Source organism: Roseovarius maritimus (assembly GCF_043355895.2).
Lineage (GTDB): Bacteria > Pseudomonadota > Alphaproteobacteria > Rhodobacterales > Rhodobacteraceae > Roseovarius > Roseovarius maritimus.
In genome coordinates, this window is record NZ_JBHFPF020000002.1 from 48,800 (window position 1) to 66,614 (window position 17,815).

19 protein-coding genes and 1 tRNA gene are annotated in these 17,815 nt (G+C 64.8%); 3 read left to right on the forward strand and 17 right to left on the reverse strand.

The annotated features are described in order from the left end of the window. Positions 1-151: 151 nt before the first annotated feature. Positions 152-772, forward strand: coding sequence for a thiamine phosphate synthase (locus tag ACEWPM_RS04980; RefSeq protein WP_393963242.1), 621 nt, complete (start codon positions 152-154; stop codon positions 770-772). A gap of 9 nt (positions 773-781) precedes the next feature. Here the strand turns inward: ACEWPM_RS04980 and olsA are convergent, their stop codons facing one another. The 3 genes from olsA to ACEWPM_RS04995 all read right to left on the reverse strand — a co-directional run bounded on the left by olsA (position 782) and on the right by ACEWPM_RS04995 (position 2,738). After that, the gene (gene olsA / locus ACEWPM_RS04985) at positions 782-1,606 is read right to left on the reverse strand and encodes a lyso-ornithine lipid O-acyltransferase (RefSeq protein ID WP_393963284.1); all 825 of its coding nucleotides are present in this window, start codon (positions 1,604-1,606) and stop codon (positions 782-784) included. 2 nt (positions 1,607-1,608) lie between these two features. Then, positions 1,609-2,400 (reverse strand): L-ornithine N(alpha)-acyltransferase, encoded by a 792-nt coding sequence (gene olsB / locus ACEWPM_RS04990; protein ID WP_393963241.1) that lies wholly within the window; start codon positions 2,398-2,400, stop codon positions 1,609-1,611. Between the two features lie 152 nt (positions 2,401-2,552). Then, on the reverse strand, positions 2,553-2,738 hold the full coding sequence (locus ACEWPM_RS04995) for a DUF3553 domain-containing protein (RefSeq protein ID WP_393963240.1): 186 nt from the start codon (positions 2,736-2,738) through the stop codon (positions 2,553-2,555). Positions 2,739-2,765: 27 nt separating this feature from the next. Between ACEWPM_RS04995 and ACEWPM_RS05000 the strand changes: the two genes are divergently transcribed. Continuing rightward, entirely contained in the window at positions 2,766-3,365 is a 600-nt protein-coding gene (locus tag ACEWPM_RS05000) for a histidine phosphotransferase family protein (protein WP_393963239.1), read from the forward strand. Here the strand turns inward: ACEWPM_RS05000 and ACEWPM_RS05005 are convergent. The 6 genes from ACEWPM_RS05005 to ACEWPM_RS05030 all read right to left on the reverse strand — a co-directional run bounded on the left by ACEWPM_RS05005 (position 3,362) and on the right by ACEWPM_RS05030 (position 8,677). Further along, the gene (locus ACEWPM_RS05005; protein WP_393963238.1) at positions 3,362-4,627 is read right to left on the reverse strand and encodes a glutamate-5-semialdehyde dehydrogenase; all 1,266 of its coding nucleotides are present in this window, start codon (positions 4,625-4,627) and stop codon (positions 3,362-3,364) included. The genes ACEWPM_RS05000 and ACEWPM_RS05005 overlap by 4 nt on opposite strands. 48 nt (positions 4,628-4,675) lie before the next feature. After that, positions 4,676-5,782 (reverse strand): glutamate 5-kinase, encoded by a 1,107-nt coding sequence (gene proB / locus ACEWPM_RS05010; RefSeq protein WP_393963237.1) that lies wholly within the window; start codon positions 5,780-5,782, stop codon positions 4,676-4,678. Further along, positions 5,770-6,810, reverse strand: a complete 1,041-nt coding sequence (obgE, locus tag ACEWPM_RS05015; RefSeq protein ID WP_393963236.1) for a GTPase ObgE — start codon at positions 6,808-6,810, stop codon at positions 5,770-5,772. The genes proB and obgE overlap by 13 nt, the downstream gene beginning before the upstream one ends. A gap of 67 nt (positions 6,811-6,877) precedes the next feature. After that, complete coding sequence (locus ACEWPM_RS05020; RefSeq protein WP_393963235.1) at positions 6,878-7,432, reverse strand: GNAT family N-acetyltransferase; 555 nt, start codon at positions 7,430-7,432, stop codon at positions 6,878-6,880. 250 nt (positions 7,433-7,682) lie between these two features. Continuing rightward, positions 7,683-7,952, reverse strand: a complete 270-nt coding sequence (gene rpmA / locus ACEWPM_RS05025; RefSeq protein WP_393963234.1) for a 50S ribosomal protein L27 — start codon at positions 7,950-7,952, stop codon at positions 7,683-7,685. A gap of 11 nt (positions 7,953-7,963) precedes the next feature. After that, positions 7,964-8,677, reverse strand: a complete 714-nt coding sequence (locus ACEWPM_RS05030; protein WP_393963233.1) for a 50S ribosomal protein L21 — start codon at positions 8,675-8,677, stop codon at positions 7,964-7,966. A 333-nt stretch (positions 8,678-9,010) separates the two neighbouring features. Here ACEWPM_RS05030 and ACEWPM_RS05035 point away from each other — a divergent pair. Next, positions 9,011-9,100, forward strand: a tRNA-Ser gene (locus ACEWPM_RS05035). Positions 9,101-9,401: 301 nt separating this feature from the next. Here ACEWPM_RS05035 and ACEWPM_RS05040 read toward each other — a convergent pair. The 8 genes from ACEWPM_RS05040 to ACEWPM_RS05075 all read right to left on the reverse strand — a co-directional run bounded on the left by ACEWPM_RS05040 (position 9,402) and on the right by ACEWPM_RS05075 (position 17,803). After that, complete coding sequence (locus tag ACEWPM_RS05040) at positions 9,402-10,691, reverse strand: TRAP transporter large permease (protein ID WP_393963232.1); 1,290 nt, start codon at positions 10,689-10,691, stop codon at positions 9,402-9,404. Continuing rightward, positions 10,692-11,207: a TRAP transporter small permease gene (locus ACEWPM_RS05045; protein WP_393963231.1), complete on the reverse strand. Its 516-nt coding sequence runs from the start codon at positions 11,205-11,207 to the stop codon at positions 10,692-10,694. Beyond that, positions 11,191-12,186 carry a TRAP transporter substrate-binding protein DctP gene (gene dctP / locus ACEWPM_RS05050; protein WP_393963230.1) on the reverse strand — a complete coding sequence of 332 codons (996 nt, stop codon included), beginning with the start codon at positions 12,184-12,186 and terminating at the stop codon, positions 11,191-11,193. Before dctP ends, ACEWPM_RS05045 begins: the two co-directional genes overlap by 17 nt. 113 nt (positions 12,187-12,299) lie before the next feature. Continuing rightward, the gene (locus ACEWPM_RS05055; protein WP_393963229.1) at positions 12,300-12,809 is read right to left on the reverse strand and encodes a hypothetical protein; all 510 of its coding nucleotides are present in this window, start codon (positions 12,807-12,809) and stop codon (positions 12,300-12,302) included. Then, a complete protein-coding gene (locus ACEWPM_RS05060; RefSeq protein ID WP_393963228.1) occupies positions 12,802-15,627 on the reverse strand; it encodes a 2Fe-2S iron-sulfur cluster-binding protein in 2,826 nt (941 codons plus the stop codon). The genes ACEWPM_RS05055 and ACEWPM_RS05060 overlap by 8 nt, the downstream gene beginning before the upstream one ends. After that, positions 15,624-15,890 carry a sarcosine oxidase subunit delta gene (locus ACEWPM_RS05065; protein WP_393963227.1) on the reverse strand — a complete coding sequence of 89 codons (267 nt, stop codon included), beginning with the start codon at positions 15,888-15,890 and terminating at the stop codon, positions 15,624-15,626. The genes ACEWPM_RS05060 and ACEWPM_RS05065 overlap by 4 nt, the downstream gene beginning before the upstream one ends. A gap of 12 nt (positions 15,891-15,902) precedes the next feature. After that, the gene (locus tag ACEWPM_RS05070) at positions 15,903-17,153 is read right to left on the reverse strand and encodes a sarcosine oxidase subunit beta family protein (RefSeq protein ID WP_393963226.1); all 1,251 of its coding nucleotides are present in this window, start codon (positions 17,151-17,153) and stop codon (positions 15,903-15,905) included. Beyond that, positions 17,150-17,803 carry a TetR/AcrR family transcriptional regulator gene (locus ACEWPM_RS05075; protein WP_393963225.1) on the reverse strand — a complete coding sequence of 218 codons (654 nt, stop codon included), beginning with the start codon at positions 17,801-17,803 and terminating at the stop codon, positions 17,150-17,152. Before ACEWPM_RS05075 ends, ACEWPM_RS05070 begins: the two co-directional genes overlap by 4 nt. Positions 17,804-17,815: the final 12 nt, after the last annotated feature.

Sequence of the window (17,815 nt, forward strand, 5' to 3'; positions counted from 1 at the left end):
CCTGATACCTCTCTGCTCCAGGCTTGGAAAGACCCGGCACTTCATCCTGGTGCAAATACTCGCGCGCGGAGAGCGCCTGCCTCATACCACCTGTGGCGCCGCCCGAACACCTGCGCTATATGCGAGGCCAAGCAAGACCAAGGAGCGCGCAATGAGCGACCAAGAGCAGCCGCAGATCTACCTGATCACCCCGCCGGAATTCGAGCTGAGCCAGTTTTCGGAACAGCTTGCCGCGGTGCTCGATGCGCATGAGGTGGCCTGCCTGCGCCTTGCGCTCTCGACCCATGACGAGGATCGCATATCGCGCGCCGCCGATGCCTGCCGCGAGATCGCCCATACGCGCGATGTCGCGGTCGTCCTGCAAACCCATATCGCGCTGGCCGAACGTCTGGGCCTCGACGGCGTGCACCTGACCGACGGCGCGCGCTCGGTGCGCAAGGCGCGCAAGGCGCTGGGGGCGGATGCCATCGTGGGGGCCTATTGCGCGCAATCGCGGCATGAGGGGATGAGCGCGGGCGAGGCCGGCGCCGATTACGTCTCCTTCGGCCCTGCGGGCTCCAGCGCGCTTGGCGATGGCGCGCAGGCCGAAAGCGAGCTTTTTCAGTGGTGGTCCGAGATGATCGAGATCCCCGTCGTTGCTGAGGGCGCACTCGATGCCGCGCGCGTCGCGGACTTGGCAGGGATGACGGATTTCTTCGGCATTGGCGATGAAATCTGGTCGCAGGACGATCCCGCGGGTGCACTCGCGCAGCTTGTCCGCGCGATACGCTAAGATCGGCGACTAGCCCCGCTGCCCCTCCGGCATGGCAGACCGCACAGCACGCTCGGCCGCCTCGGCCAGTGCCTTGCGCCCGGCAAAGCCGGCCACCCGAAGCGGCTCGTGATAGATCAGCCGTGCAGCGCCCCGCCGCGCCGCCAATACGGCGGCGAAGTGAGGGGCGAAATCCATGTCGCCGAACCAACCATAAAAAGCAGGGTCCGCCCCTTCGGGCGCATCGTAGATCACCGTGACCGGCTGGATATACGCCGCCTCGCGCAGGCCAGGGGCAAAGAAGGCCTGAAACAGCGTCGCCTTGAACGGCAGCACGCGCAGGCCATCGGTCGAGGTACCTTCGGGAAAGAACAAAAGCGGATGCCCGTCGCTCAACCGTGCCTCCAACGCCATCGTCTGCGCCTGCGCCTCGCGCGCGTCGCGCCGGATAAAGAGCGTGCCCGCCGCCCGCGCCAGAAAGCCGATAACGGGCCATCCGGCGACTTCGGATTTCGAGATAAAATAGACGCGGTGCCGCGCATTCAACACGAAGATATCCAGCCAAGACGCGTGGTTGCCGACCACCGCGCCCGGCAGCGTCATCGGTGTTCCGCGCAGATCGACCCTGATCTGCAAAATAAAGAGGCAGGCCCGGAAAAACCCCTGCACGATGAAGGGTGAGACGGGGCGGCCCTGACCGTATAAAGGCCTTTCAGATAGCCGGATAAGTAGCAGGACTGGCAACAATACCGCCAGAACGACGATCATCAGCGCCATGCGCCATGCCACGCGTAGCCGTCCGCCAAGCCCCTCTGGCGGCTGGGGCGGAATATCCGGGCGCGGCCAGTCCGGCACGCTCATCCGCGCGCGCCGGTGTAGAGTGCCCGGTGGCTGGCGCTGAGGCGGGCAGTGTCCATCGTCAGGCAAACATCCACGGTGTTGAACGCATGGTCGATGAACGCACCGGCACCTACATGTCCGCCAAGGCGCAGATACGCCTTGATCAGCGGCGGCACCTGCAGCATCGCCGCGCGCCGGTCCAGTGCCTCCGGCGCGATCAGGTCCATCGGCTGATAGACCAGCGACCGGGCCCGCAGCTCGGGCGGAGCGAGATAGCGATGATGCAACAGCGAAAGCGGCGCAGCCAGCGGCTCAGGGTCGGTCCCGTGAAAGCTGGCGACACCGAACAGCACCTCGATACCATGATCGGCGACATAGCATGCCAATCCTTGCCACAGATGCAACAGCGCCTGACCGCCGCGATAGCGCGCATCGACGCAGGAGCGGCCCAACTCCAGTAGATTTCGGCCTGACTTGCGCAGCGCGGTCAGATCATACTCGGCCTCGGAATAGAACCGGCCGGCCCGCGCCGCCTGATCGGCCCGCAAAAGGCGATAGACGCCAACCACTTGCTCGCCTTCGGCCCCCGGCAAGGCGTGATCAATCAGGAGCAGGTGATCGACCCACTGGTCGAACGCATCCATTTCGAGCGCAGCCTCGTGATCGACCATCGCGCCGCCGCCGCCCAGCTCTTCTACGAACACGCGATAGCGCAGCTGCTGCGCCGCGCGCAGATCGGACGCGCCCTTGGCAAGTCGCAGCTCAAAATCGGGTCTGGGTATGGAGCGTCGGGTCGCGGCAGATTGCATGGGGCCTCGGCACTGGGTGTTGAACGGTTCTATGGGTCTGGGCGGGCAAAAGCAAGAATTGCACGGCCTCCGGCGCCTCGTCCTCACACGTCAAGGTTGCAAGGCGCCTGAGACCGGGTAATCATGGACCCCGGTTAATCATTTGGTAACCATCATAGCGGATCAATGACCGGCAGCAGCATGACGCGGCTGCTATCAATCACCACCTTACCGGCATCGGGAAAATTCACCGTGACCTTGCCCCCCACATTCGATTGCACCTGCCCGACGCCCCAATCAGGCTGGCTGGGCAGCTCGACGCGCATGCCCGGTTCCAGAAATGCTGCAAAATCGCTCATCGGTGCGCCCGTGTTGAAAGGATCCATATGACCCAGCCTAACCGCAATCTCGGCGCGCTGATAGGCTCGCGTATCTGCCATGACCTGATCAGCCCGGTGGGTGCGATTTCCAACGGCTTGGAACTGATGGGGCTGGCCGGGGTGCCGGACGGACCTGAAATGGCGCTGGTCGCCGACAGCGCGGCCCACGCCAATGCGCGGCTGCGCTTTTTCCGTGTGGCCTTCGGCCTGTCGTCCGATGGGCAGAGCATGTCCGAGCGCGAAATGCGCAGCGTGATCGACGGTGTCTACACCGCCAAAACCACCTGCGATTGGAGGGTGGCGGGCGCGCTGCCGCGCAAGATGGCGCAGGCCGCGTTTCTCGGGATTCTCTGCGCAGAGCAGGCCATTCCCTTCGGTGGCACCGTCCGGGTCGAGGGGGATGCAGAGGCGCTGCGCATGATCGCGACCGGGGCCCGCTGCGAGCCGGATGCCGAGCATTGGGCCTGGCTGACCGCACCCGAGGGGCGCGATCTGGACGATCTGCCCGCCGCGCAGGTGCAATTTGCCCTGTTGCCGGGCCTTCTGGCCGAACTGGGACGCCGCGCGGATGTTCAACTGAACGGCGCCGTCTCCCTCGGCTTCTAGGCGCGCACGGTCCCGTCGCCTGTCACCAGATACTTGAAGCTGGTCAGCTGCGCCGCGCCCACCGGCCCGCGCGCATGAAGCTTGCCCGTGGCGATGCCGATCTCTGCCCCCATGCCGAACTCACCGCCATCGGCGAACTGGGTCGAGCTGTTATGCATCAGAATCGCGCTGTCGACCTGCGAGAAGAAGGCCTGCACGGCGGCGGGATCTTCGCTGATGATGCAATCGGTGTGGTGCGAGCCGTATTCCTCAATATGCCCGATGGCGAGGCCCAGATCACCCACAACACGCGCGGCGATGATGCGGTCCAGATACTCATGCCCCCAGTCATCCTCGCTTGCGCGGACGGTGCCCTCGATGGCACTAAGCGCCTCGTCGGCGCGCACCTCGACGCCCGCCTCGATCAGCGCGCGCACCAGGTCATTGCCCAGCCCGCCCAGCAGATCGCGGTGGATCAGAAGGCATTCCGCCGCGCCGCAGATCCCCGTGCGCCGCGTCTTGGAGTTGAGCACGACGCGCATCGCCTTTTCCGCATCCGCCGAGGCATCGACATAAACATGCACGATCCCCTCCAGATGCGCGAAGACCGGCACGCGCGCCTCGCGCTGCACAAGGCCGACCAGTTCCTTGCCGCCGCGCGGCACGATCACGTCGATGCTGTCGGTCATCGTCAGCATTTCGCGCACGGCGGCGCGGTCGCGCGTCGGCACCAGCTGAATCGCCTCCTCGGGCAATCCGGCCTCGCGCAGACCCTGCTTGAGGCAGGCATGGATCGCGCGGCTGCTGTGGTAGCTCTCGGAGCCGCCGCGCAGGATGCAGGCATTCCCGGCCTTGAGGCAGAGCGCGCCGGCATCCGCCGTCACGTTGGGGCGGCTTTCATAGATCACACCGACAACGCCAAGGGGCGTACGCACACGGCGAATGTGAATGCCGCTGGGCTGGCTCCACTCGGCCAGAACCTCGCCCACCGGATCGATCTGATCGGCGACGGCGCGCAGCCCGTCGGCGATGGCGCGAATGCGGCCCTCATCCAGCATCAGGCGATCCATCATCGCATCGCTTAGCCCCTTGTCGCGGGCGGCGGCCACATCCTTGGCGTTCGATTCGATGATCGCCGCGCGGCGCGCCCAGACGGCATCGGCGGCGCTGCGCAGCGCCATGTCCTTGCGGTCGGAGCTGGTCACCGCCAACTCGGTCGCGGCAGCGCGGGCGCAGGCGCCGATACGGGCCATGAGGGCGGGAATGTCTTCGGTCTCAGCCATGCATCGGCTCCTTGCCGGTTTCCGTATGGGGCCGCGTCACCGGTGGTATCAGAACGCCATGTCGTCGCGGTGAATCAGCGCAGCCCGCGCAGGATAGCCCAGAACGGCCTCGATGGCATCCGAGCGCAGGCCCATTATCCGGACCGTGTCCGCCGCGTCATAGCGCGTCAGGCCAAGGCCCAGAAGCGCGCCATTTTGATCAATGATATCAACAGGATCACCGCGCCCGAACGTGCCAGAGACATGCGTGACGCCGGCAGGCAGCAAACTACTACCACGCGTGATCGCACGGACCGCACCCGTATCGATGGTCAGGCGGCCCTTGGCCTTCATCGCGCCGATCCATGCCTTGCGCCGCTGCTGCGGGGTGCCCTGCGCGGTGAACCATGTCGCATTCGCCCCCGCCTCCAGCGCGGCAAGCGGGCATAGCACGTCGCCTTGGGTGATCGCCATGTCGCAGCCCGCAGCCATCGCCGCGCGGGCGGCCATCAACTTGGTCTTCATCCCGCCCTTGCTAAGCCCCGAGACGGGATCGCCGGCCATCGCCTCGATATCGGGCGTGATCGTGTCGATGATGTCGAACCGGCGCGCGGCGCTGTCGAGGCCGGGATTGCCGGAATAAAACCCATCCACATCGCTGAGCAGTACCAGCTGGTCCGCGCCCGCCGTCACGGCCACCTGCGCCGCCAGTCGGTCATTGTCACCATATCGGATCTCATCCGTGGCGACGGTGTCATTCTCGTTGACGATGGGCACCGCGCCAAGGCGCAATAGCTGCTCGAGCGTCGCGCGCGTGTTGAGATAGCGCCGCCGATCCGCGCTATCCTCCAGTGTCACCAGAACCTGCGCGGCGGTCAGTCCGCGCGCGGCCAAAGCCGCCTCGTAGGCGCCTGCCAGCCGGATCTGCCCCACGGCGGCAGCGGCCTGGCTTTGCTCCAGCGTCAGGGCCCCCGAGGGAAGGTTCAGCGTCCGGCGCCCCAGCGCGATGGAGCCGGACGAGACCAGCACCACATCGGTGCCGCGCGCGCGCAGCCGCGCCACGTCATCGCAAAGCCCCTCCAGCCAGTCGGCCCGCAGCGTGCCAGCCCCGCGATCGACCAAAAGGCTCGAGCCGATCTTGACGACAAGGCGCCGCGCCTCACTCAGGGTTGCCACGGTGCGGGCTCGTCTTCACCGGCCTTGCGGTGCCGCAGCCGGTCATCGTCAATCTCGCTGCGCAGGGCGCGCAGCACGTCCGTCACACCGTCGCCCGAAACGCCCGACATGGTCATGACTGGTCCGCCGCTTGCCTCTTCCAGCGCGGTCTTGGCCTCGGCCAGCGCGTTCTCGTCCAGCGCGTCGATCTTGTTGAGAACCGTCAGGCGCGGCTTGGAGGCCAGCGGGCCGTCATAGGCCTCGATTTCGGTGATGATGGTCTGGTAATCTTCGGCCACCGTCTGCGACGTTCCGTCTACAAGGTGCAAGAGGATCGCGCAGCGCTCGACATGGCCGAGGAAAAGATCGCCCAGACCCCTTCCCTCACTTGCGCCGTCAATCAGACCCGGAATATCGGCCACAACGAATTCCACGTTATCGACGCCTACGACGCCCAGATTGGGGTGGAGCGTGGTAAAGGGGTATTCCGCGATCTTGGGCCGTGCGTTTGAGGTGGCTGCCAAAAATGTTGATTTGCCGGCGTTGGGCAGGCCCAGCAGGCCAACATCGGCAATCAGCTTCAGCCGTAGCCAGATGGTGCGCTCGACGCCCTCCTGCCCCGGATTGGCGCGGCGCGGAGCCTGATTGGTCGAGGATTTGAAATGCAGGTTCCCGAAGCCGCCATTGCCGCCGCGCGCCAGCTCGACACGCTGGCCCAGCTCGGTCATGTCGGCGATCACTGTCTCTTGATCCTCATCGAGGATCTCGGTCCCTACGGGCACGCGCAGCACGATATCGTCGCCATCCTTGCCGGTGCGCTGGCGCCCCATGCCAGGCTGGCCCGACTTGGCAAAGAAATGCTGTTGATAACGGAAGTCGATCAGCGTGTTCAGCCCATCCACCGCCTCGGCATAAACCGAGCCGCCATCGCCGCCATCGCCCCCATCAGGGCCGCCAAATTCGATATATTTCTCACGGCGAAAGCTGACGCAGCCGCCACCGCCGCCGCCCGAGCGGATATAGACCTTGGCCAGATCCAGAAATTTCATCGCATCGCTCCTGCATCTAGGGGGCGGTCATCGCCTGTGCCCTCCATACGCAAAGGGCGCGCGCGCCTCAATCGAGTTTTCGGCTGTAGGTCCAGGTGGGAACAGCGCCGCCCCGCGCGAGGCAATAGGATTCGGCGTCGCCCAGATAGACAAATCCGCAATTCGTCAGAACCCGCGCCGAGGCCGGATTGCCCTGCTGCACGGTCGCAAAAATGGTGCGGCATCGCTGCGGATTAGCCGCGATCAGGGCCGCGACGGCCGAGGACGCAACGCCGGAATTCCAGAACACCGGCGCGACCCAATAGCCGATCTCGGACTGGCCGATATCAAGGCGGGTAAGACTGATCACGCCCAGAACCTCTCCCATGCCGGCACGGGTGCCGTCGATTGCCCAGGCATCCTCGACACGGTCCTCGGCCATGCAGCGCGCGATGAACGCCTCGGTCGTGCCGGGAGGCAGAGGATGCGGGATCGAGGAGGTGGATTGCGCCACTCGCAAATCGCCCGTGTAAAGCGCGATCAATCCTGCGTCCGAAGGACGCACAGGACGCAAGTCATAGGCCCCGGCGGGAATAAGAGGCTGCGTGCCATACTGCGGCAGATCAGACTGAGCGAGGGTCATTTAAGTGCCCCTTTCCAGAAGCGATGAGAGAAGGAGGGAGATTGCAACTACCATGGCCGCACGCGAAGGGATGCGACCGATTGCAATGATTTAACCTCTGATAGTTGACAAAGGTTTCCCTTTTGCCCGCTGATGTTCAGCATTCCACGGCAGTTTGTCGAAAAAGCGGCGCGAACGCGCCCGAAAACTCAAAAAGGACCGGCGAGAACCGCCGATCCTTCTTGTGCCAAACCCGCGAGGGCGCATCGGATTATTCAGCGGCGTCCTGCGAGGGCGTCACCGAAATTAACTTGCGGCCCTTTATGCCGGTGTGAAATTTCACATGGCCTTCGACCGTCGCGAAGATCGTGTGATCCTTGCCAAGTCCGACGCCGGTGCCCGGCCACATCTTGGTGCCGCGCTGGCGCATGATGATGTTGCCGGGGACGACCGCTTCGCCGCCGTATTTCTTGACGCCAAGGCGACGGCCCGCGCTGTCGCGACCGTTACGGGATGAACCGCCTGCTTTTTTATGTGCCATTTGGTCTCTCCTTAACCTTTGGTCAGTTCTTTGGCCTGGTCGACCCAGCCTTCACGCTCAATCCGGCCCTTGAACGACAGTTTCTCGTCCATCTCGGCGACGTCCGCATCGGTCCATGCCGCGATCTGCACAAAGCTGGTCACGCCGGCCTCGTGCAGTTTCTTCTCCAGCGCGGGACCAACGCCCGACAGCTGTTTCAGGTCGTCGCCGCCCTTGGAGGCCGCTTTTTGGGGCGCGGCTTTCTTCTCAGCCTTTTTCTCGGCCGATTTCTCATCCGCCTGGCCTTCGCTCACGCGCTTTTTCATCTCGGCCTGCTGAGTCTTGTTCTTGGCGTACCGGCCATCCGAGACGACAGAAGCGCCGGAGACGGAGCCTGCACCAATGGCGGCCTTCACGCCCGACTTGTCCGCGCCCTTGTCCAGAATATCGGTCACGCGCAGCAGCGTCAGCTGCTGGCGATGGCCGCGCGTGCGCTGCGAACCGTGCTTGCGGCGACGCTTGACGAAATGGATGACCTTGTCGCCCTTGACCTGGTCGATGACCTCGGCCTGAACACAGGCGCCATCGATCATGGGCGCACCGACAACGGGGCTGTCACCGCCCAGCATCAGAATCTCGTTGAATTGCACCTTTTCGCCAGCTTCGGCAGCCAGCTTTTCGACACGCAGCATATCGCCGGACTGAACCCGATACTGCTTGCCCCCGGTTTTGAGAACCGCAAACATCCGTCTTTCCTTCACATTTCCGCGTCCGCCGGTCCCCGATTGGGTGTTCGCGGCCTTTCGGCCACCTTGGACAGCGCGCCTCAATGGCGTCATAGAATAATCCCCGCGCAGGGCTCGCCCCTGCCGGGATGGGGGCTTATCGGGCGATGCGCCTTCCAAGTCAAGTAGGTTTTCCCGGCTGTTGGCCCTTTGTCCCAGCGCCATGCTCGGGATCCTGGCACCGCGTCCACAAACCCAGAATTTCATGCTCCGCAAGGAATTTGCATCAAAATCCCCCATTCCCCCTTGCGAGCCCCATCAATCCATTCTAGGACGCCGCCACCAGACCCCCGCGGAGAGGTGCCGGAGTGGTCGAACGGGGCGGTCTCGAAAACCGTTGAGGGTGCAAGCCTTCCCAGGGTTCGAATCCCTGTCTCTCCGCCACTAAGCTCCTAAATATAGATGGAAATACGCCTCTGCAACAGTCGCCGTCAGACCGGTTCCGTTTAGCGGCCAGACCCTAACCCGGCATACTATACCGAGATTTTGGTCGCTCCTTACGCCGACTCTGCCACCTATGCCGCCCAGAGGGGCGCTCAGCTCCCGCCCGCCGGTGCACCAGCCGATCCGGGGTCCTGCGCCCGGAAACGCAAAAAGCCCGGCACATCTGGCGGGGCTCATGTTGATCAATAAAGACAACTCTTCGGGCTGGCTAATTTTGGACCCGCTGCTGCTACCGCCGTCCTTACATCAGGTCCAGCGCCCGCGGAATGGCCAGAGAAAGGTCGGGCCAGAAGGTCGTGACCAGCATTACAGGGAACGCGACAAAGGTCATAAGGCCGAGCGCGGGCATAACGGCCTGCATGATCGGTGCTCGGGTGATCTTGCACGACAGAAACAAGGTCGGTGCCACCGGCGGGCTGTTGGCACCGATGACGACCGAGCATCCGACGATCGCCGCGAAATGCACCGGGTCCACACCGTTCGCCACCATCAGCGGCAGAAACAGTGGAGCGATGACCACCGTGACCGAGATGTCATCCATCAAGGCCCCTGCGACGATCAGTACGAGGTTGACGATAAGCAGCGCGCCGATAGGACTGCCGACAACCGACTGGATCGCTTCGGTCAGGTCTTGCGGAACCCGCTCAAACGCCATGATGCGCGAGATCATGAAGGAAAAGAGCAGGATGAGGATGATCGTGCCGGTCGTCTCCGCGGCCTGCACGACGCTGCGCGTGAGGGTACGCCAAGTGAACTCGCGATAAATCAGCCCACCCACGATCAGTGCTGTAACGGCCGCGACGGCAGCGGCCTCGGTCGGGGTGAAGACGCCGCCATAGATGCCGCCGAGAATGATGACGGGCAGCGACAGTGCTGGCAGCGCCTTCAGCGTCACCTTGCCGAATCCCTCGCGCGGGCCGGTGTCTTCTTGCGCAGGCACTTCCTCGAACGCGCGCCCGACCAGAAACCGATTGTAAAGGATAAGTCCGATGATCAGCAGGATCGCCGGGCCGATCGTGGCCGCGAAACAGGCCGCGACCGACTGGCGGGTGACAACGGCAAAAAGGATCATGGTGATCGACGGCGGAATGAGGATGCCCAAAAGCGACGAGATGCCCAGCAGCGCCGCGACCCGCCCGCGCGGATAGCCGCGCGCGACCAGCGGCTCGGTCATGATTGACCCGATCGAGGCGATGGCGGCGGTCGCCGTACCGGCGATGGCGCCGAAGATGCTGGAAGACAGCACCATGGCGGTGCCCATGCCGCCCTTGCCCGTCGCCAGACGCTCGACGAAGGCGATGATGCGCTGCGCGATGCCGCCCGACTGCATCAGGTATCCGGTCAGGATGAACAGCGGAAGCGCCACCAGCACCAGCGAGTTGAGCGAGCGGAAGCCCTGCAGCATCAGCGTGTTGAGATTCACGTCGAAGACGAAGGTCAGATAGGCCAGCACCCCGGCAAAGGACCAGGCGACAGGCAGGCCGATCCCCATGAGGATGATCAGCAGCGGTAATGCGGCGAGTGCATACATTCAGGAGCGCCTCAGTTTGAGCAGCGCCGTCACGAAGTCGCGCACCGCGTAGCAAAAACAGCCCACGGCGGCCAGACCAATGGCCATTTGCGGCACCCAGAGCGGGATCTGATAGGCCGGTGTCGTCTGCGGGCGTTTCAGCCCCCAAGAGAACATCCAGTAGGCCCAGACGATGAAGAAGATCGTGATGACGATGGTCAGCGTGGCGATCAGCAGCTCGTGCAGCGCCTTGCCGCGCGGTTGCGTGATCGCCCCCGCGATCCAGTCCACGGTCAGATGCTCGCGCTTGCGCGATGCAATGACGCCGCCGGTCATGTAGAGCGCGACAGCCGCCAGCATGATCAGCTCATGCAGGCCGACGACCGAGAGGCCCAGAACGTAGCGGGCGATCACCAGAAAGGCCATCAACCCCGCCACGCCCAGCGATGTCAGCACCGCCACCAGATCGAGCGCGCGCGCGATGACCCCTCCGAAACGCGCGGCGGGGCCGGGCACAGTGTCAGAGCTCGCTGGCATTGGCGCGGATCTTGTCCATGATCTCCTTGCCGATGCGCTCTTCCATCAGCGGCCAGACCTCGCCGCGAACCTTTTTAGCCATCTCATTCAGTTCTTCTTCCGAAGGCTCGATATAGGTCATGCCGGCATCCTTGGCCTGCTGGATATAGTGCTCGTCCAACTCCCGCGCGTTCTCGAACCCTTCGTTCATCACGGTGTTTGCCGCATCGGCGACGACCTGCTGCTGGTCCTCGCTCAGCGCATCCCAGGAACCTTCGTTCATCGTCATCACGCCGGTGACGAACTGCATCTTGGTCTGATTGTAGTAATCCAAGACGTCGCGGAAATACTCGTAGTCCCAATAGATGATATTCGCGCCGTCGCCATCGACCACGCCCGTCTGAATGGCGGTGAACACCTCAGACCAGTCGATTGTCGCGGTCTGGTATCCCAGCGCCTGCACCGATTCAGCCATCGGGAACATGGCGGGCACGCGGATCTTCAGATCCTTCGCGTCCTCGGGCGTCATGGCGTATTTGCCTTTCGACGCGATGCCATTGAACCCCTCGGGCCAGGGGCCGAAGAACTTGATGCCGAGGTCGGCCCAGACATCCGTCAGCACCTCGTTGACCCAACCGCCCGGCTTGTAGGCCTCGAACGCCTCTTCCCAACTGGTGACCATGTAGGGCGTGAAGAGCACGCCGAGCCGCTCATCATAGGAGGTGACGGGCCAGTTGATCATCATGTCCAGATCGCCCGCGACCAGCAAATCGAGAACTTCGGCCTGGCTGCCCAGTTCGTTCTGGTAGAACACGTCGACCTCTACTTCGCCGCCCGTGCCTTCCTCGATCAGCGCGGCCCAGCGGTCGAGTGCGTCGCCCGAGGGCGAGCCCTTGGCGCCCGAGTCGGTCGCCAGTTTCAGCGAGGTCTGGGCCATTGCGGGCGCGGCCAGCGCCAGCGTCATGGCGGTGCCGAGGCTCAGAATAGTCTTGGTAAACATGATATTACTCCCCCTGTTTTGACGGTGCCGATACGGCACGACTCTCGATCCTTAAAAGTAACTGGGCATATCTGTCCAATCCTGTCAATATTGTTCTGATCGCCCCTCGCCCGTCAAATCCCGGCGCCGTCCAGCCATTCGGCCATCGCCCAAGCGCGCGATGTTTCGGCGCAGATCAGCGTGGCCTCACCCCGCCGTAGCAGCAGGCAGGTTTGCCCCGCGAACAGCACGGCAGCCGAGGGCGATCCGGCCTCGATATCCGCCGCTGTGCCTTCGGCGATCACGCGCGCGGCGGCGGGGCCGGTCAGCGTAAACACCTGCCACAGATCATCCGCCGGCGTCATCGCATAGCCGTCCGCATGCCAGCCCGACGCGGCCGTGATCGGTGCATCACTGACCAGCAATGCGCGATCCCGCGCGATGCGCCCGGCCCACGCGCCGCCCCCGGTCTGCCCACCCAGGCCCAGCATGGGCGCGTCTGGCGATACCGCCGCAACCGCTGCCTTCAAATCGCCCGAGATCAACATGGCAGCGGGCATGGGCGCGCAGGTCACGCGCAGGTCATCGCGCGCGATGATGTCTCCCCCCAGCGAGGGCAATTCGGGCCAGTCCCTCTCACGCATGATGCCGCTCTCCTTTCGGGTCATAAGCGCAGGGCAATATGACGCGCGCCTGCCGCACTGCGCCGTTATGGAAAACGCCAATCGTGTCGCCCTGTCGGCTGCGCCCGGCCTCAAGCAGCGCCATTGCGACAGGGATGTCGCCCCCTGCAACCGAGGTAATGAACCCAAGGGAGCGGCGCGTGCCGCCCTCTGGCACCAGATGCGCGCCCACTGTAAGCGGCCCGGCATCGTCCGTCGCCTTTAAGCCGACCAACTGGCGGCGGTCCTCGCGCAGCGCATCGGGCGTGCCAAGGGCGCGCTTGCCGATGAATTCATCCCCGCGGCGCATGGGCCAGCCCAGATCCTGCGGCATGGTCAGCCCGTCGGTATCCTTGCCGATCAGGATATAGCCCTTTTGCGCACGCAGGTTCAGCACCGCTTCCAGTCCGATCAGACCGCCGCCCGCCGCCTCAATATGTGGCATCAACCGATCCAGCAGCGATTCCGCATAACGGTGGGGCACCGACAGCTCATAGCTGCGTTCACCTGTAAAGCTGATCCGCGCGAGGCGCAGCGGGACTCCGTTCCACGTCTGCTCGGCCACGCCCATATGCGGCAGCGCGCCGTCGCTCAGATCGCCCGGCACGCCTGCGGCCTCCAGCACATCCCGCGCCAGCGGCCCGGCGACGGTCAGCGTCGTCAAATGCCCGGTGACATCGTGGAGAACCACACACGCCGGATCAAACCGGTCCTGCCGCGCATCCTCCAACCGCATCCGCACGCCTTCGACATGACTGGATGAGGCCGAGACGACAAAGCGGTCCTCGGCCAGCCGCAACGTCACGCCGTCGTCATAGACAATGCCATTCTCACTCAGCATCAGCCCATAGCGCGCGCGCCCCACCTTCAGGTTGGAAAGCCGCGTGAAAAAGCAGAAATCCAGCAGCTCCGCGGCGCCCGGCCCGATCACCTCGATCTTGCCCAGCGAGGAGGCATCATAGAGCGCAACCGTTTCGCGCGCCTGTCGCGCCTCGGCCATGGCACGTGTCACCTCGTCCGTTCCGTAATGCGACGGGCGCAGCCAGCCGCCATATTCGCGCAAACCGGCACCCGCGGCGCGGTGCCGGGCCTCCAGCGTCAGACGCTGCGGCGGGTCGAACAACGACCCGCGCCGCCGCCCTGCGATCACACCCAGAGGCAGCGGCTCGAACGGGGGGCGGTAGGTTGTCGTGCCGGTTTCGGGGATGCTGCGACCGGTCAGCGTGGCCATGGTCGCCAGCCCCGCCATGTTCGACGTGCGGCCCTGATCGTTGGCCATGCCCAGCGTCGTGTAGCGTTTGAGGTGCTCGACCGATACATACCCCTCACGCTGCGCCAGTGCGACATCCTTGAGTGTGACGTCGTTTTGCAGATCGACCCATTGCCGCCCCTTGGCGGCGGGATTGGGGCGCATGGGCAGAAGGCCCCAATCGCCGCCGCCCTCAACCTGTGGCCCCGGCCCTGTGCCGCCGCCTGCCCCATGTCCCTCGCGTAGTGCGTCGGCCAGCGCGAAGGCGCCGTTTGCGGCCCCTGCCACGGCCATCGGCGCACTCCCGGCGCGCGGGACCAGCGCATCGCTGGCCGCGTTCCAGTCCACCTTGCCGCCCGCCTGCATGAACAGATGCACCGACGGCGTGAGGCCCCCGGAGACCAGCAGCGTATCGGCCTCAATCGACGAGCCATCCAGCCGCACCCGCGCGACACCGCCGCGCCCCTCAGCGGCGGTCACCTGCGCGCCGCGCTCCACGCGCACTCCCTTGGGCGCAGCCGGCCCCTCCGTCCGCGCATCAATCAGCGTCACGTCGCAGCCTGCCCCGGCCAGCGCGGCGGCCACCTGGTAGCTCCCGTCATTGCCCGTTGCCAGAACGATGCGCCGTCCGGCGACAGCACCGTAGAGCGTAAGATACTGCAATGCGGCCTCGGCGCTCATCACGCCGGGCAGATCGTTATTGTTGAACCAAAGCGGTCGCTCGATCGCGCCCGCCGCCAGCACAACCTCATTTGCCCGTATGCGCCACAGTCGGTCCGGGGCACCCCGCTCCCACGCGGCATAGAGCCGATGATCGAAGGCGCCCCAAAGCGTGGTATCAGGCATCACGCGCCCCCCGGCAGCTTCGATGCACGCGCAGGTGTCGGCGACCCAATCCTGCCACGGTCCGCCGTCGATGGTCCCGCCGCGCCAACGCAGGCTGCCCCCCGCAGCGCCTTGATCGTCAGTCAGCCACACTGCGCGGCCGGCCTCGGCACCGGCCCGCGCAGCGGCCAACCCCGCAGGCCCGGCACCAATGACCAAGAGATCGGCATGCGCATTGATCTGCGCGCAATCGGCAGGCGGGGTGTTGGCCGGATCCAGCCGGCCCAGCCCCGCCATGCGCCGGATCATCGGCTCCCACCGCATCCAGCCACCTGCCATGAACGTCTTGTAATAAAACCCCGCAGGCAGGAAGCGATGCAGCAGGTCCAGCGCGCGGCCCCGGTCGCGCTCGGCATTTGGCCATGTATTGACCGACCGCAGCTGCATGCCATCCCGCAGCGGGGTTGTCGTCGCGCGCATGTTGGGTGTCGTCAGACCTCTCTCGGTCACGTCGAAAATCGCGTTCGGCTCATCGGCACCCGCGCCCCAGAGGCCGCGCGGGCGGTGATACTTGAAACTGCGCCCCAGCACCCGCGGACCAGACGCCAGCAGCGCCGAGGCCAGCGTGTCGCCTGCGTAGCCTGTCAGTTCCTGCCCGTCGAAGCGGAACGTCAGAGGCTGGTCGCGGTCAATCTGCCCGCCAGTATCCAATCGCCAGCCGCTCATGCGATCCTCCCCGGCAGGGCCGCGCTGCCCAGCACATCGCGCGTCACCGTATCGCGCGTCATCACGAAGTATTCGCCGCATGTCAGATGCAGCCAGACCTCGCGTGCTTCGCCCCTGGGGGCCTCCACCGCATAGAGATAGCCGGCCCAGTCGGCATCGATGACCTCGGCGGCGGGTTCGGGGCGGGCCTTGCCGGCCTCGACGGCGAAGTGAAACTCGCGCTCGTCGCGCGGCCCACAGAATGGACAGGGGAAAATCTGCATTTTTAAGTCTCCTTAATGCGCGATGCCGGACCCGGCCGCCTCGTCGATCAGCCGCCCTTTGGCAAAGCGATCCAGATCGAAGGGCGCGCTGATCTCGTGATGCGCCCCCGTGGCCAGCAGATGCGCCAGCAGGTAACCCCCCGCCGGGATCGCCTTGAACCCCCCGGTGCCCCAACCGCAATTGACGAAAAGACCCGGCACCCCTGCGGGGCCGATCACGGGCGAGCTGTCGGGGACCACGTCCACCACCCCGGCCCATTGCCTGAGCAGACGCAACTGAGCGAAGGCCGGGAACATCTCCAAGAGGCCCGAGGTAATCGCCTCCTGCACCGGCAGATTGCCACGCTGGCCGTGTGTCGGCACGCGGTCCAGCGCGCCGCCAAAGACCAGCTCGCCCTTGTCGGATTGCGAGACATAGGTGCCGGTACCCAGATAGAGCAGCACGGTATCGAGGCAGGGCTTCACCGGCTCACTGACGAATGCCTGCAGCGCATAGGTGTGGATCGGCAGGACCGCACCCGCCTGCGCAGCAAGGCCCGGTGTGGCGCCCGCAGCGGCAAGCCCCACGCGGCCCGCGCGGATCGTGCCCTGATCCGTCTCGACCCCCACGCAGGCGCCATTCTCCATCAGCAGTTCGCGCACGGCGCAATCCTCGACGATGTCGACGCCCAGGTCGCTGGCGGCGCGCGCATAGCCCCAGGCGACGGCGTCATGCCGCGCCACCCCGGCGCGGCCCTGCCAGATACCACCCTGGCAGCGATAGCGCGCGTCTTCGGACTGATTGACCAGCGGCACGCGCGCCAGCGCCTCCTCGCGCGACATCAGCGCACCATCGACGCCGTTCAGCTGCATGGCGTTGGCGATGCGCGCGCAGATCTCCATCTGCATCGGGGTATGCGCGGCGATCAGCATACCCCGCTGGCTGAGCATGACGTTAAAGTTCAGCTCCTTCGACAACCCTTCGTAAAGCCGCAGTGCCAGATCGTAGAGCGCAACGCTTTCGGGGTGGAAGTAATTCGAGCGGATAACGGTCGTGTTGCGCCCCGTGTTGCCGCCGCCGATCCAGCCCTTTTCCAACACCGCGACGCGTTTCATCCCGTGGTTCTTCGCCAGATAATAGGCCGTGGCCAGACCATGCCCGCCGCCCCCCACGACGATGGCGTCATAATCGCGCTGCGGCGTTGCCTTGCGCCACGCCGGCCTCCAGCCGCGATGTCGGCGCAGCCCCTCGATACCGAGGGTCAGGGCGGAATATTGTTTCATCTCTCCTGCACCTCTTTGGCATAGGCGACCAGCGCGGCCAGCTCATCGGGCTGCACCTGCTGCCCGGTAAAGCCGAGTATATAGCCCTCGATGCGTGACAGACGTTCATCCAGGGATTCCGAAAGGTCCAGCGCGTAATAGCCGACCTGCATGAAATAGAGGATCCGCGCCCGCGCATCCGCATCGTAGGGCGCGTATCCATGACGCTCGAACATCGCGGTCAGGGCGCGGCGGCGGCGCGTGTCACCCAGATCGATCACGCGGCGCACATGGCCGTCGCGCCGCGCCCATTCCCGCACCGCGAAGTCCAGCCGATGATTGAAGATCGCGTCATCGACGAAACAGCGGAAGAGATTGCAGACCGCGCCCGTGATGGTCGCGGCCGGCATCTCGGCATGCGCCACGAAAGCTGCCGTATTGCTGCTCTCCCATTCGGTCAGAAGCGCGTCGAGCAGATCCTTGCGGCTTTTGAAATACCAGTAAAAACTGGAGCGTGACACGCCCAGCCGGTCGCTGATGGTCAGGACCTTGACCTCGGCCATGCCGTCGCTGATGAGCAGATCTCGCGCGACTGTCATCCAGTCGTCGCGCGTCACCTTGACGTTGCCGCTGGCGCGGGGGGCATCCTGTGTATCCATTGCGTCGCTCATGCAGTGTTTCCT

Excerpts from the sequence above, each read along its gene's own strand:
- ACEWPM_RS04980 (WP_393963242.1), top strand. The coding sequence starts at position 152 with ATGAGCGACCAAGAGCAGCCGCAGATCTACCTGATCACCCCGCCGGAA.
- olsB (WP_393963241.1), bottom strand. The coding sequence starts at position 2,400 with ATGCAATCTGCCGCGACCCGACGCTCCATACCCAGACCCGATTTTGAG.
- ACEWPM_RS04995 (WP_393963240.1), bottom strand. The coding sequence starts at position 2,738 with ATGAGCGATTTTGCAGCATTTCTGGAACCGGGCATGCGCGTCGAGCTG.
- ACEWPM_RS05000 (WP_393963239.1), top strand. The coding sequence starts at position 2,766 with ATGACCCAGCCTAACCGCAATCTCGGCGCGCTGATAGGCTCGCGTATC.
- ACEWPM_RS05005 (WP_393963238.1), bottom strand. The coding sequence starts at position 4,627 with ATGGCTGAGACCGAAGACATTCCCGCCCTCATGGCCCGTATCGGCGCC.
- obgE (WP_393963236.1), bottom strand. The coding sequence starts at position 6,810 with ATGAAATTTCTGGATCTGGCCAAGGTCTATATCCGCTCGGGCGGCGGC.
- ACEWPM_RS05020 (WP_393963235.1), bottom strand. The coding sequence starts at position 7,432 with ATGACCCTCGCTCAGTCTGATCTGCCGCAGTATGGCACGCAGCCTCTT.
- rpmA (WP_393963234.1), bottom strand. The coding sequence starts at position 7,952 with ATGGCACATAAAAAAGCAGGCGGTTCATCCCGTAACGGTCGCGACAGC.
- ACEWPM_RS05030 (WP_393963233.1), bottom strand. The coding sequence starts at position 8,677 with ATGTTTGCGGTTCTCAAAACCGGGGGCAAGCAGTATCGGGTTCAGTCC.
- ACEWPM_RS05040 (WP_393963232.1), bottom strand. The coding sequence starts at position 10,691 with ATGTATGCACTCGCCGCATTACCGCTGCTGATCATCCTCATGGGGATC.
- ACEWPM_RS05045 (WP_393963231.1), bottom strand. The coding sequence starts at position 11,207 with ATGCCAGCGAGCTCTGACACTGTGCCCGGCCCCGCCGCGCGTTTCGGA.
- dctP (WP_393963230.1), bottom strand. The coding sequence starts at position 12,186 with ATGTTTACCAAGACTATTCTGAGCCTCGGCACCGCCATGACGCTGGCG.
- ACEWPM_RS05055 (WP_393963229.1), bottom strand. The coding sequence starts at position 12,809 with ATGCGTGAGAGGGACTGGCCCGAATTGCCCTCGCTGGGGGGAGACATC.
- ACEWPM_RS05060 (WP_393963228.1), bottom strand. The coding sequence starts at position 15,627 with ATGAGCGGCTGGCGATTGGATACTGGCGGGCAGATTGACCGCGACCAG.
- ACEWPM_RS05065 (WP_393963227.1), bottom strand. The coding sequence starts at position 15,890 with ATGCAGATTTTCCCCTGTCCATTCTGTGGGCCGCGCGACGAGCGCGAG.
- ACEWPM_RS05070 (WP_393963226.1), bottom strand. The coding sequence starts at position 17,153 with ATGAAACAATATTCCGCCCTGACCCTCGGTATCGAGGGGCTGCGCCGA.
- ACEWPM_RS05075 (WP_393963225.1), bottom strand. The coding sequence starts at position 17,803 with ATGAGCGACGCAATGGATACACAGGATGCCCCCCGCGCCAGCGGCAAC.